The following is a 12,466-nucleotide window of genomic DNA, read 5'->3' as shown; positions in this document are numbered from 1 at the left end:
CCCACTCTCTCAACCCAACCCCGGGTGAACAACCTTCATAGCTTCGACAGCTAGGTCATGGGCGAGCCCTCGTCCCGACCGCCCTTGAAGGTCTCGTCCGCGACCACCCAGGCGATGCAGAGGATCTCCTTCAGGATGTGACCAGAAGGCAGATACCGCGCCTGCTTGCGTGTCGCGGAGACCAGGCTCTCGATCATGTCGTGCTGTTGCCGGCTGGCCGCCAGCTCGGTCAGCGCGTCCTCCAGCTGGCTCCAGGTCCAGACCGGCATGTCCGCCGCCGGATTCCAGAGCGCCGGTCGGGTTGCCGTCGGCGCTGTCGCCGCAATCCCCACGACCGTTCCGCCCGTCCGGCCGGTCTCGACCCCGGTCTCGCTCCCTGTCTCGACTCCCGTCTCGTTCATCGTCTACCTCCCGCAAGAACTGCGAGAAGGCTGGGGGAACACGGGGTGGGGGAACCATCCCCTCTGCGGCGCCCCCTAAATCGTTGAGGGGGGGATTGTCGCTCTCCCAGGCCAGCAACAGCCGGGCCGCGTCGCGACGGCTGGCGACCCCAAGACGTCTGCGCGCTTCGTTGAGATGGCCGTCGACGGTATGCTGGGAAATGCTCAGGCGGCGGGCGATTTCTTTGGAGTGCAGGTGTTCCGCGACCAGCCGGAGGCATTCCCGCTCACGCGGAGTGAGCCGATCCATAGCGGTCGTATCGTGCTGCTCCCCCATAATGGTTGACCTAAAAGCCCCGCGACCGTTTCGTCCATCCCCCTTGTCGAGTCTTTGGTCATGGCTCATTGACTCAAGGGTAGAGAATGGCCCGGCGGGCAGAGCTTTCAGAACCCGTCAGCGCGGTCCCGTAGAGGGTGGATCTTGAAGTATCTCGGCATCGAGTTACCCCCGCTCATGACGGCGGCCTTTCGGGCCTGTCGGCCCCATTTCGTCGGCATCGTGGTGTTCAGCGGGTTGCTGAATGTCCTGTATCTGACACCCTCGATCTACATGCTGCAGGTCTACGACAGGGTCGTGCCGACCGGCGGGATCGTCACCCTGGTCTTCATCACGCTCGCTGTCGCCTTCGCGCTGGTTACGCTGGCGACGCTTGACGCGATCCGGGCCCGCCTGCTGGTGCGCGCCAGTCTCCGGCTCGACCGGGAGCTGGCGGGGCCGCTGCTCGAAAGGCTGATGGCGCGGACTGCGCCCGGCGCGCCGATCCTGGGCATGCGCGAGTTCGACCTCTTGCGTCAGGCCATTTCGGGGCCGGCCGCGCTCGGGTTCCTGGACGCGCCCTTCGCGCCGCTCTACGTGCTGATCGCCTTCATGCTTCACCCCGCACTGGGAGGGATGACCGTCATCGGCGGCGTGATCCTGGTGACTCTGGCCATCCTGAACGAGCGGTCGACCCGGGCGAAGTCGCAGGCCGCCATCACGGCGACCGGTTCAGCCTACGCCGCCCAGGAGGCGGCCGCGCAGAACGCGGAGATCGTCAAGGCGCTGGGCATGCGCGGCGCGCTGCGGCAGCGTCAGCTGTCCGACCGTCGAAAGGGGCTAGGCCTTGCCGGCCAGGCGCAGTTCACGGGCGGGCGCTATTCCGCCCTGACCAAGTTCACCCGCCTGTTCCTGCAGTCGGCGGCGCTGGGGCTCGGCGCCTATCTGGCCGTGAACCGCGAAATCTCGGCGGGCGCGATCATCGCCGCCTCGATCCTGATGAGCCGGGCCCTTCAGCCGGTCGAACAGGTCGTCGGAAGTTGGGGCACGGTGATCCAGGCCCGGGGCGCGCTGAAGACCCTGGCCGAGCTGCTTTCCGGCGGAGAGCCGGACGCGCCGCGCACGCAGCTGCCGAAGCCGACGGGCGCCCTGCGGTTCGAAAAGGTCGTCGTGCGGGCGCCGGGTTCCGACATGCTCGCATTGAAGGGGGTCTCGTTCGCGATGAACCCCGGCGAGGTCATCGGCGTCGTCGGCCCAAGCGGTGCGGGCAAGACGACCCTCGCGCGGCTTGCCGTCGGCGCGGTCGCGCCCGATGCGGGCGTCGTGCGACTGGATGGCGCGAGCCTCGCCGACTGGGACTCCGATCGGCTCGGTCGCCATGTCGGGTATCTACCCCAGGACAACGCCCTGATCGCCGGCAGCATCCGCGACAACATTTCCCGCTTCGCCATCTGGCGCGGAGAGGACGCGGCAGCGATTGATGAGGCCGTCGTGGCCGCCGCGAAGGCCGGCGGCGTGCATGACATGATCCTCAAGTTGCCGAAGGGGTACGACACGGTCCTCAGCCACGGTGGTCGGGGCCTGTCCGCCGGCCAGGGCCAACGGGTCGCGCTGGCTCGGGCCCTCTACGGAGCCCCGGCGCTCATCGTTCTCGATGAGCCCAATTCGGCTCTGGACGCCGAAGGCGAGATGGCGCTGGCCAAAGCCATCGCCGATGCCAAGGCCCGTGGGGCGGCGATCATGATTGTCGCCCACCGGACAGGCGTCCTGGCCTCCGCCGATACCTTGATGATTCTGCGCGACGGGGCTGTCGAGCGGATCGGCCCCCGGGCAGAGGTGCTGGCCGCGATGACGGGCGCGGCGCGGGTCGCCTCGAACGTCATCGATCTGAAGGGCGCGCAATGAGCCAGCCCGATAGTCCGGAACTTGATCCGCCGGCCGTGCCCGGGACGGGCTCGGACACCCTGGGCGACGATCCCCGCGGCGAGCTCCGCTGGGGCGTCGGGGTCGCCGTGACCTTTTTCGTCCTGTTTCTCGGCTGGGCGGCGGTCACGCGACTCGACGCCGGCGCCTATGCTCACGGGGTGATCGCGGTCGCCGGCAACCGACAGTCCGTCCAGCATCGTGAAGGCGGCGTGATCAGCGCGATCCATGTCGTTGATGGCCAGACGGTCGCCAAAGGCCAGATCCTTGTTGAAATCGCGGCCGGCGACCTGCGCGCCAATGAACGGGCCGCCACGAGCGAGGTCTTTACGCTTCTGGCGCAACGGGCGCGGCTCGACGCCGAGCGCCGTCATGCCGGGACGTTCGCGGCGCCCGTCGAGTTCTCCCGCCTCCCGCCGGAGGACCAGTCTCTTGCCGCCGAGGCCATGACCCTGCAACGCCAGCAGTTCGACGCCCGCCGCAGCGCTCTGGAGGCCCAGCGCGGCGTGCTTGACCAGCGCGTCAGCCAGCTGGCGGAGCAGGCGACCGGACTTCAGCGGCAGCTCGACGCCAACGCCGAGCAGCAGCGCCTGATCGGCGAGGAGCTGGACGGCATGCGCAAGCTGGCGGCCCAGGGATACGCCCCGGTCAACCGGGTTCGGGCGCTCGAGCGCAATCAGGCCGCGCTGGCCGGTGAGGACGGCTCGTTCCGCGCCCAGATCGCGCGCTCCGGCGAGGCGATCGGCGAGACCCGCATGCAGCTGCTCTCGCTCGACCGCCAGATGGTCGAAGAGGTCACCGGCCAGCTGCGCGATGTCGAGGTTCGTCTCGATGAGTTGCAGCCCAAGCTCAGCGCCCTGCGCCAGCAGCTCGACCGGGCGACGGTCCGGGCGCCGGCCAGCGGAAAGGTCGTTGCGCTGAAGGTCTTTACGGTCGGCGGCGTCGTCGGGCCCGGCGATGTGCTGATGGAGATCGTGCCGCAGGACCGGGCCCTGGTGATCCAGGCCAACGTCTCGCCCAATGACGCCGACGACCTAAGGGTCGGTCAGCAGACCCAGATCCGCTTTCCGTCCCTGCATGAGCGCGACCTGCCGATCCTGATGGGCCGACTGACCGAACTGTCGGCGGACAGCTTTGTCGACGAGAAGTCCGGACAGCGGTATTTTCGCGCCGAGATATCGGTGCCGCCCAGCGAGCTCGAACGTATCCGCAAGGTCCGGGGGGCAAAATCGGGCCTGCAGGCCGGTCTTCAGGCCGAGGTCCTTGTCCCGCTCTACAAGCGCACGGCGCTGGACTACATGATCGAGCCGTTGTTCCAGACCTTCTGGAAGTCCGGGCGAGAGCACTGACCGGCGTCAGTCGACCCGTCGGTGGAAAGCCGTCATCTGGCCGAGGGGCAATCCCCACAGGGAAATCCGCACCGACTTGATCGCGACGCTGGTCGAGATCGGGGTAATGCGTGACACAAAGCGGATGCGTGGGCCGCCGTCAGCCCTGACCGGGCGGCGAAACGACAGCACATAGTCGTCCCCGTCGTGCCGCCCCTGAATGCCGGCGCCGGCGCGGGCCTCGGTGGCGACGTACCGCCCGTCGAGGCCGCGCGCCATGGCCCAGCGCCAGCCGTCCCGCTCCCCGTCATCCCAGTGGAAGGTCTCGTTGATGTGGATGGCGCGATAGGTCTCTTCCAGCCGACCGTCCGTGACGATCCGGCAGCGCCGCACGAGCCGCCCCGTGGGGCCACGCGCAAGGCCCCATCCTTCCGTGCGCCCGACGAAGAAGTCCTCGGGCCGAAAGGGCCCGGGCCCCTGGGAGATTTCGCCGTCCACTGGTTCTGATCCTCGACGTCCAAGGAACGACGTTCTTCGAGACCTTAGGGGTCACGAGACGACGGCGCCCTGTCGCGGAATGTCGCGGACGGCCAGATGTTGCAATCGAGGCTTGCGACAGGCTGTCGCAGGGTGCGGCGGGACGGCGGATCAGCTGTGTTTTTTGCCGGATAGCGCCTTTACCTCATCCGGCGTCAGCTTGGTGATCTTCGACACCGGACAGCGCTGCGGCCCGATCGGGCTGTGGACGATCAGCGTGACATCCAGGCCATCGCAGATGGCGACGCTGCCGCCTCTGGTCTCGACCCCGATCGACTGCGCTTCATCGACCCCGTTGCAGCGGCCGAACGTCTCCACCCGGTAGACGTCATGAGCCTTGACGTTGAGGTAGACGACGTTGTCGCCGCGCGTCCTGCTCTCCTGCCAGCCGTTGATCTGGTGCTGGAAGAAACAGGTGCGGGGGGCCGAAGGGTGGGCGGCGGGCGAGGTGGTCTGGTCGGTCGCGCCGGCCGAGGCGCCGGCTGCAATCACGATTCCGGCGACGATTGTTGAAAGGGTCAGGGTCTTCATCACGGTCTCCACAACACAGGTAGCCCACCCTGGGCATACTCTATCGCGTCGCGTCGATCAGGGCGAGGTGCGTCGCCGGGCCCGCCGCGCGAAACGCGCCGGATCGACCTCAGCCGCGACGTCGGCGGGGACCGGGGATGGCGCGCCAAGCGCCAGCGCAGCGACATGCTCGGCCAGCAGTGGCGCGGTGCAGAAGCCGCGCGCGCCCAGACCGGCGAGGATGAACTGTCCCGGGACATCCGGAACGGGGCCGGCCAGCGGCAGGCGATCGCGTGTCGCGGCCCGGATGCCGGCGCGTCCGGACAGCGGCCGGCCGGCAAGTCGCGCGGCGAGAGCGGGCAGGGTCTCGGCCAGAAGCGCCCGGTTCCGCTCGTGGTCCGCCTCCCGCACGTCCTCGTCGGTGCTGTTCCGGTCAAACGTCGCGCCGAACAGCACGCCGCCTTCCGCGGTCGGGATGCAGTAGCCGCCTTTGGAGACGGCCGAGGCCGGCTCGGTGTCCATCGTCCAGCTCGCCTGCCCGCGCACCGGTTGCAGGGTCAGGTCCGGCGCGAAAGCGGCGCTGGCGTGCCCCGAGGCGATGCAGACGATGTCAGCCAGACAGAGCAGGGCGCCGTCGGCATCGAGGACGGCCTGCTGCCCGTCGCGGGGTTCGATGCGGGCTGCGGCCGCTCTTCGGACCTGTCCGGTCCAGGCGGCGAGCAGCGCGGCGGGCTGGACGACCATCGCCTCCGCCATGTCCAGCCCGGCCGGCGCGGCCTCACCAAGGTGCGCGGACATCTCGTCTCCGGAGAGGCGGGCCATCGTTCCCGAGGCGAAGAGGTCGGCTCCCGCGATGACGTCGAACCGTCCGGCGTCACGCGCCGAGGCTTCAAGCTGGACGGCGCCGCGCCGGACGATCGCGTCCGGCAGGGCGGCGTAGAGGTCGGTCGCGCGGGCGAAGGCCTGGGCGTAGAGGCGGGCCACCGGGCCCAGTCCGGCGTCGAGACGGGGCGAGACGAGAGCGGCGGGATTGCCCGAAGCGCCCGCTCCGGAGCCCCCGACGTCCAGGACCGTCACGGACGCGCCGAGCGCCCGAAAGGCCCGCGCCAGGGAGGCCCCGGCGATGCCCGCACCGAGAATGGCGACCGTCGCCGGTTCCGCGGAATCGACGGGCGAGCCCGGAGCGCGGGCTTCGAGCCGCTCGCGTTTGCGGCCGTGACCGGGCCGCTTTTCGACCTCGAAGCCGGCCGCCTGTAAGCCCCGTCGAACGCCGCCGGCGACGGTAAATGTCGCGACGCGGGCTCCGGGCGCGCTGCGCGAGGCGACGCGGTCCAGCACCTCCTGACGCCACATGTCCGGATTGGTCGACGGCGCGAACCCGTCAAGGAACCAGGCGTCCGCGCGACCGCTCCATTGCTCCAGCGCTGTCTCGACTTCCATGACCGCGAGATCGAGGGTGGCGTTCAGGTCCGGAAAGTCGATGCGGTGAAGGCCGGGCGTGCGCCGGGGCCAGGCGGCCAGCAGGGGAGCGGTCACCTCGGCGAGTTCAGGCCAGCGCCCGAGCGCCCGGGCGGCGTCCTCGCGGGACACGGGGAAGGCCTCGATCGAGAAGACCTGCAGGCGGCCGTCGGCGGGCCGATGCCGGCGCCAGAGGTCGTGCAGGGCAGCGATGTTGAGCCCCGTGCCGAAGCCGAGCTCGCCGACCACGAACTGGCGCCGGCCCATCCAGGCTTCCGGCAGGCCGCAGCCAGCGAGGAACACCGCACGGGTCTCCGCCAGGCCGTCATCACTCGAGAAATAGACGTCGCCGAACCGCCCCGACCGCGGCAGGCCGTCGTCTCCCCAGACCAGGGCTGGATCGCTTGGGCGGCGGACGTCTGATGTCATGGGGCCTGACAAGGAAAAAGGGCCGCCCCGAGGGACGGCCCTTCCTTCAACGTGTGAAACGTCGAGACGTGACTTAGTGCGCGGGCGCGGGGGCCGGAGCAGCAGCAGCGTCGGCGGCCGGAGCGGCGGCGGCGGCGGCGGCGTCAGCAGCGGCCGGAGCAGCGGCGGCGTCAGCGGCGGCCTTCGAAGCGTCGGCGGCGGCGGCGTCAGCGGTCGCGGCGGCGTCGGTCGCCGTGGTGGCGGCGGCGTCGGCGGTCGCGGCGGCGTCTTCGGCCTTTTCAGCAGGCTTGCCGCAGGCGGCGACGGAGAGAGCGGCGACGGCGGCGCCGGCGACGAGCAGCTTACGGAGCATATCGGAGGTCATGTCCTGGAGTCCCCTGTGAGGCATTTTCAACGCGCTCCGTCGGGGGAGCGCATCGGGGACTATGACCCGCTGAGCGAGGAGCGCAAGAGTCTCATTCACGCCCCCGTGATCACTTTTTTCCGCGTCTAATGGCCTCAGGCCTCGTTCGGTATCGCGGAAAGGGCTTCTTCGAGTTCGAGGAAGCTGGGCTGCGCCGCCGAGGGGACGCTGCCACGGCCGATCTCGACCGAAATCTGGGCCGCGTTGCCGTGCAGGTGCGCGACGAGAACCGACTGGATGATTCGATAAAAGGCGCCTTCCTCGTCCACCACAGCCTTGAGGCGGGCGGCCAGAGGGCCGACGAGGCCATAGGCCAGGAACACGCCGAGGAAGGTGCCCACGAGCGCGCCGCCGATCATGCCGCCGAGCACGGCGGGCGGTTCGGTGATCGAGCCCATGGTCTTGATCACGCCGAGCACGGCCGCGACGATGCCGAGGGCGGGCAGGGCGTCCGCGAGATTCTGCAGGGCATGGGCCGGTTCGGCGTGCTCGTGATGGTGCTTCTCGAGCTGCTTCTCCATCGCGTCTTCTACCTGGTGGGGATCCTCCAGGTTCATGGTCATCATCCGCAGCGTGTCGCAGATGAAATCGACGGCGAAGTGGTCCTTCATGATCCGCGGGAAGCGCGAAAAGATGGTGCTGTCGGACGGCTTTTCGATGTGGCTTTCCAGGGCGATGACGCCCTTGGACTTCATGGTCTTGGTCAGCAGGAACAGCAGCGACAGCAGGTCGCGATAGTCGCTGGCCTTCCATTTGGGGCCCGCGAAGGCCTTGGCCAGGCCGCCGCCCGCGCCCTTCACAACGCCCATGGAGTTGGAGATCAGGAACGAGGCGACGCCCGCGCCGCCGATCGCCATCATTTCGTGGGGGGCGGCCTCGATGATCACCGCCATGTTCCCGCCGGACATGATGTAGCTGCCGAACACGAGGCCGAAGAGCAGCACGATGCCGATGATCTGGAACATGTTGGGAAACGCCGCCCTGCAAGGTTAACGGCAGGAGAATCCCCCGGAATGCTTAATGGGCGGTGAGCGCGGCGACCGTTGCACGCCAGTTTCGACACACTCTAGACTGGTGTGATGACCGCACAGGCGCTGACAGGCCCGAAACTCGCCCCGCGCTCGTTCGGCATCCTGTTCGCCGTCTCGATCGTGGTGGCCATCGGCAACACAGGGCTGATGTCCATCCTGCCGGCCATTGGTCGTCAGATCGGCATCCCGGACGCCTTCATGGCGGCGATCTTCTCGCTGTCGGCGCTGCTGTGGGCGGTCATGTCGCCGTTCTGGGCGCGGGAATCCGACAAGCGCGGCCGCAAGCCCCTGATCATGCTTGGTCTGAGCGGGTTCGCCATCTCGATGCTCTGTTGCGGACTGGTGGTCACCGCCGGCCTGCATCACCTCGCCCCCTGGTGGGCGATCTTCATGATCTTCCTGCTGGCGCGGGCGCTGTTCGGGCTGATCGGTTCGGCCTCGAACCCCGCGACCCAGGCCTATGTCGCCGAGCGGACGCCGCGCGCCGAGCGCACCCAGATGATGGCCAGCCTGGCCGGCGCCTTCGGCCTCGGGACCGTGGTTGGCCCCTTCCTCGCGCCGATGTTCATTCTGCCCGTGGTCTCCCTGGCCGGACCGCTGTTCACCTTCTCGCTGATCGCCCTGTGCATGCTGATCGTCGTCTGGCGGCTGTTGCCCGAGGAAATGGTCCAGCGCGAGACCCGCCGCCTCGCGGGCGCGGCGCTCTGGAAGGACAAGCGGCTCGCCCCCTTCCTGATCTACGGCTTCCTCGTCGCCACGTGCCAGACGGCCCAGGGCTACACGCTGGGCTTCATGATCATCGACAAGCTCAAGGTCTCGCCGGTCGAAGCCCTGGGTTTCATCGCCGTCTCGATGGCGGCCGGCGCCATGGCCGGTCTGCTGGCCCAATGGGGTCTGATCCGCATCTTCAACATGGGACCCAAGACCCTTCTGCGCTGGGGCGTGGCGCTGGCCTGTGTCGGCAACCTGATCACCGCGTTCGCGCCGGACTACTGGACGGTCGTGGCCGGCTACGCGATCGCCTGCCTCGGCTACGGCTTCGCCCGGCCGGGCTTTACCGCCGGCGCCTCGCTATCCGTGCACATGCATGAGCAGGCCCAGGCGGCGGCGGCCATCGCGGCGGTCAATGGTCTGAATGTGATCATCGCGCCGCTGTTCGTGACCCTCTACGAGTGGTTCCACCCGGGCCCGTTCATGCTCAACGCCGTCATTCTCGCCGGGCTGCTGGCTTTCGCGCTGAAGAACACCATCCTGCGCGCCGCCGGCGAGACCGGCGATGCTGATGAGGAAGCCACGCTGGCGATCCTCGAGCGCAGCGATGAGGGCGGGGTCTAGGACCTCAATCCTGAATCCGTCATGGCCCGACTTGCTCGGGCCATCCAGGAACATCGCCGCCTCGGATGGCGCACTGAGCGACCAGCGCCCTGGTGGGACTGTTCAGTGTGCTTGGGTGGCCCGAACCAGTCGGGCCATGACGATGGGGTTTACGGAAGCCCCGCCTCGTCCTTCAGCTTCTTCACCAGGCCGATCGACAGATAGCCGTCGGCGGGCAGGCCACGGGCCTTCTGCCAGGCGCGCAAGGCCGTGCGAGTGCCCGAGCCGATCACGCCGTCGGGCGCGCCGGGATCGAACCCGACCTTCGCCAGCGCGGTCTGGGCCGCCATGCGGTCGGCCAGCGACAGCGGGACTTCATAGGGCCAAGGCGTGATCAACGGACCTTCGCCGCCGAAACGGTCGGCCAGCAGTCCCACGCCCAGGGCGTAGGCGGTGGAGTTATTGTAGCGACGGATGGCCATGTGGTTGGGGAAGACGAGGAAGGCCGGCCCCGCGGCGCCGGACGGCAGGATCAGTCCGGCCTGCGCTGCCTGGTCGGCCGTGCTCCAGGGCAGGCCGTCGGCCCGTTTCATGCCTTTCGAGGCCCAGCCTGAGGGCGTGTCCTTCGGTCCCTCGACCACCGAATAATCGAAGCCCGGCGGCAGGATGACCTCGCGGTGCCAGCTTTCGCCTCGCTTCCAGCCGGCCTTGGCCATATAGGCGCCGGTCGAATAGAGGGCGTCCGCGGTCGAACCCCAGATGTCTCGTATGCCGTCGCGGTCGCCGTCCACCGCTGTGGCGAGGAACACGGACGGCAGGAACTGGGTCTGACCCATGGCGCCGGCCCAGCTGCCTTTGAGACGCGAGCGCGGCGCTTCGCCGGAGCCGACGATCTTCAGCGCCGCGATCAGTTCGCCCTCGGCCCAGCCTCGGCGGCGGCCGTCGGCGGCCAGGCTGGCCAGCGAGCGGATCACGTCCATGTCGCCCTGGATCTTGCCGAAGGCCGATTCCATGGCCCAGATCGCCAGCACGATCTCGCGCGGGGCGCCGTAGCGCTGCTCGATCTCGGCCAGATAGGGCAGGCTGTCGCGGAACTGGCGGCCCTGGACGACGCGGGCGTCGCTGACCACGCCCTTCACATAGTCACCGACAGGCTTGGAGAATTCCGGCTGACGCGAGTCCTGGGCCGCAACCTTGGGATCGGGCGTCAGGCCTGCCAGTTCGCGGTCCAGCACCGCGGCCGGCACCCCGGCGTCCCTCGCCCGGATATAGAAGCCCGAGAGCCAGACATCGAAATTGGGATCCCCGGACGGCGTCAGACTGGCCGACGGCGGCGGTACGGCCGGCACGGCGGGGGTTCCGGGCGCGGGTTGCGACGCAGGTGACGATACGCCGAGCGACGGTTCCAGCGAGGGGTCCGCGCAGCCGGCGAGAATCAGGGCGAGAAATGAACGACGATCCATCGAACCAAGCTACAGGCGTGCGGGGCCGCACCTCAATCACAAGGCTGCGAATACCGTGCCGAGATTGACCCGGGGCGCAGGCTCGCAGGATAGTCGTCTCCAAATCGCGGGGAGTCACATGAATCGTTTGTTGCTTGGAGCCTTGGCGGCATCGTCGGTTCTGGCCACCACGGGGGTCGCCCTGGCGGCGGAATCCACCTGCGCCGATCCGGCCGGCGGACCGGCCTACGCCAACACGCGCTGGACCGGAACCACGGAGTGGGAAGGCCTTCCCCCCAATCCGATGACCCTGTTCCTGCGCGAGGATTGCGTCGTCGAGTACGTCTCCAAGGGCGTCACCTACACCAACGGGACGTGGGTTCAGCGCGGCAACCTGATCGAATGGCAGTCCAATGACCGTTTCGCCGTCTATGTCGGCCAGGCGGGCCTGGGGCAGATCGGCGGCGTGATGTACAATCGGCGGGGTCAGAATGGCGCCTGGCGATTCAAGCGCGCCGATTGACTCAAAAGCCTTCGCCGCCTATAGCCGCCCGCTCTGGAACAACCGGGTTCCCGCTGGCGTCGTTTTTCGCGTCCGGGTCGCTCGCAAACGGTAGACGGGTCATGAAGGTCAGAAGCTCGCTCAAGTCGCTCAAGGGTCGCCACCGCGACTGCAAGCTCGTGCGTCGCAAGGGCGTGATGTACGTGATCAACAAGACCGACCCGCGCTTCAAGGCCAAACAAGGCTGAGAATGCGTGCGCCCCGGGGAGTTCTCTGGGACGTCGGCAATGTGATCGTGGGCTGGAGCCCGCGGCGTCTCTATGAAACGATTTTCGAGGAACCGGCCGCTTGCGACCGGTTCCTTTCGTCTGTCTGCACGCTCGAATGGCACATCGAACATGATCGTGGCGTGTCATTTCGGGACAACGCCGCGCCGCTGATCGCCCGCCATCCCGAGCTTGAGGCCGAGATCCGGCTCTGGGGCGACCGGTTCATCGATATGGTCGGGCCGGTCTTCGCCGAGACGGAAATCGCCATTCATGCCCTGGCCGCGCGTGGCGTGCCGCAGTTCGGCCTGACCAACATGCCCAGTGAGGGCTGGCCCGCCGTTCAGGCCCTGTCCCCGGCGTTCAGTCATTTCCGTGACACGGTGGTGTCCGGTGACGAGGGGCTGATCAAACCCGATCCGGCCATCTTCCGCCTCGCCGCCGAACGCGCCGGCATGGCCCCCGACGAGCTGTTATTCATCGACGACTCGGCCGCCAACATCGCCTCGGCGGCGGCCCTGGGCTTTCATGTCCACAGGTTCGAGGACCCCGCCCACCTGAATCCGCTGCTGGTGAGCCACGGACTGCTTGAGGCCTGACGCCCGGAGGGCTAGAGGGTCGGCCTTC

Annotated in this window: 13 protein-coding genes and 1 pseudogene; 6 read left to right on the top strand and 8 right to left on the bottom strand. The window is 68.3% G+C overall.

Going from position 1 to position 12,466, the window contains the following annotated elements; translation table 11 throughout:
• Positions 1 to 50: 50 nt before the first annotated feature.
• Together ACODSL_RS05930 and ACODSL_RS05925 are read right to left on the bottom strand one after the other, a co-directional pair.
• Positions 51 to 401: a hypothetical protein gene (locus tag ACODSL_RS05930; RefSeq protein ID WP_488899741.1), complete on the bottom strand. Its 351-nt coding sequence runs from the start codon at positions 399 to 401 to the stop codon at positions 51 to 53.
• Between the two features lie 130 nt (positions 402 to 531).
• Positions 532 to 690: pseudogene (locus tag ACODSL_RS05925) on the bottom strand (helix-turn-helix domain-containing protein); the annotation flags it as partial.
• A gap of 171 nt (positions 691 to 861) precedes the next feature.
• On the opposite strand from ACODSL_RS05925, the gene ACODSL_RS05920 reads away from it, so the two are divergent.
• A complete protein-coding gene (locus tag ACODSL_RS05920) occupies positions 862 to 2,601 on the top strand; it encodes a type I secretion system permease/ATPase (RefSeq protein ID WP_488899708.1) in 1,740 nt (579 codons plus the stop codon).
• Positions 2,598 to 3,968: an HlyD family type I secretion periplasmic adaptor subunit gene (locus ACODSL_RS05915; protein ID WP_488899707.1), complete on the top strand. Its 1,371-nt coding sequence runs from the start codon at positions 2,598 to 2,600 to the stop codon at positions 3,966 to 3,968. The genes ACODSL_RS05920 and ACODSL_RS05915 overlap by 4 nt, the downstream gene beginning before the upstream one ends.
• 6 nt (positions 3,969 to 3,974) lie before the next feature.
• On the opposite strand, the gene ACODSL_RS05910 is transcribed toward ACODSL_RS05915, so the two are convergent.
• The 5 genes from ACODSL_RS05910 to motA form a co-directional block, all read right to left on the bottom strand.
• Positions 3,975 to 4,445: a DUF3833 family protein gene (locus tag ACODSL_RS05910; RefSeq protein WP_488899706.1), complete on the bottom strand. Its 471-nt coding sequence runs from the start codon at positions 4,443 to 4,445 to the stop codon at positions 3,975 to 3,977.
• A 150-nt stretch (positions 4,446 to 4,595) separates the two neighbouring features.
• Positions 4,596 to 5,015, bottom strand: coding sequence for a DUF6491 family protein (locus ACODSL_RS05905; protein WP_488899705.1), 420 nt, complete (start codon positions 5,013 to 5,015; stop codon positions 4,596 to 4,598).
• A 57-nt stretch (positions 5,016 to 5,072) separates the two neighbouring features.
• The gene (gene mnmC / locus ACODSL_RS05900; protein WP_488899704.1) at positions 5,073 to 6,881 is read right to left on the bottom strand and encodes a bifunctional tRNA (5-methylaminomethyl-2-thiouridine)(34)-methyltransferase MnmC2/FAD-dependent 5-carboxymethylaminomethyl-2-thiouridine(34) oxidoreductase MnmC1; all 1,809 of its coding nucleotides are present in this window, start codon (positions 6,879 to 6,881) and stop codon (positions 5,073 to 5,075) included.
• Positions 6,882 to 6,954: 73 nt separating this feature from the next.
• Positions 6,955 to 7,245, bottom strand: a complete 291-nt coding sequence (locus ACODSL_RS05895; RefSeq protein ID WP_488899703.1) for a hypothetical protein — start codon at positions 7,243 to 7,245, stop codon at positions 6,955 to 6,957.
• A 134-nt stretch (positions 7,246 to 7,379) separates the two neighbouring features.
• Positions 7,380 to 8,249 (bottom strand): flagellar motor stator protein MotA, encoded by an 870-nt coding sequence (gene motA, locus ACODSL_RS05890; RefSeq protein WP_488899702.1) that lies wholly within the window; start codon positions 8,247 to 8,249, stop codon positions 7,380 to 7,382.
• Positions 8,250 to 8,363: 114 nt separating this feature from the next.
• Between motA and ACODSL_RS05885 the strand changes: the two genes are divergently transcribed.
• Complete coding sequence (locus tag ACODSL_RS05885; protein WP_488899701.1) at positions 8,364 to 9,650, top strand: MFS transporter; 1,287 nt, start codon at positions 8,364 to 8,366, stop codon at positions 9,648 to 9,650.
• A 149-nt stretch (positions 9,651 to 9,799) separates the two neighbouring features.
• Here the strand turns inward: ACODSL_RS05885 and ACODSL_RS05880 are convergent, their stop codons facing one another.
• A complete protein-coding gene (locus tag ACODSL_RS05880) occupies positions 9,800 to 11,092 on the bottom strand; it encodes a lytic murein transglycosylase (RefSeq protein WP_488899700.1) in 1,293 nt (430 codons plus the stop codon).
• A gap of 118 nt (positions 11,093 to 11,210) precedes the next feature.
• On the opposite strand from ACODSL_RS05880, the gene ACODSL_RS05875 reads away from it, so the two are divergent.
• The 3 genes from ACODSL_RS05875 (at position 11,211) to ACODSL_RS05865 (ending at position 12,438) form a co-directional block, all read left to right on the top strand.
• On the top strand, positions 11,211 to 11,594 hold the full coding sequence (locus tag ACODSL_RS05875) for a hypothetical protein (protein ID WP_488899699.1): 384 nt from the start codon (positions 11,211 to 11,213) through the stop codon (positions 11,592 to 11,594).
• 101 nt (positions 11,595 to 11,695) lie between these two features.
• Positions 11,696 to 11,821 (top strand): type B 50S ribosomal protein L36, encoded by a 126-nt coding sequence (gene ykgO, locus ACODSL_RS05870; RefSeq protein WP_488899698.1) that lies wholly within the window; start codon positions 11,696 to 11,698, stop codon positions 11,819 to 11,821.
• Positions 11,822 to 11,823: 2 nt separating this feature from the next.
• Positions 11,824 to 12,438: an HAD-IA family hydrolase gene (locus tag ACODSL_RS05865; protein WP_488899697.1), complete on the top strand. Its 615-nt coding sequence runs from the start codon at positions 11,824 to 11,826 to the stop codon at positions 12,436 to 12,438.
• The last annotated feature ends 28 nt before the right edge of the window (positions 12,439 to 12,466 follow it).

Source organism: Caulobacter sp. FG121 (assembly GCF_057809815.1).
This window is presented reverse-complemented; position numbering and strand designations above follow the sequence as displayed.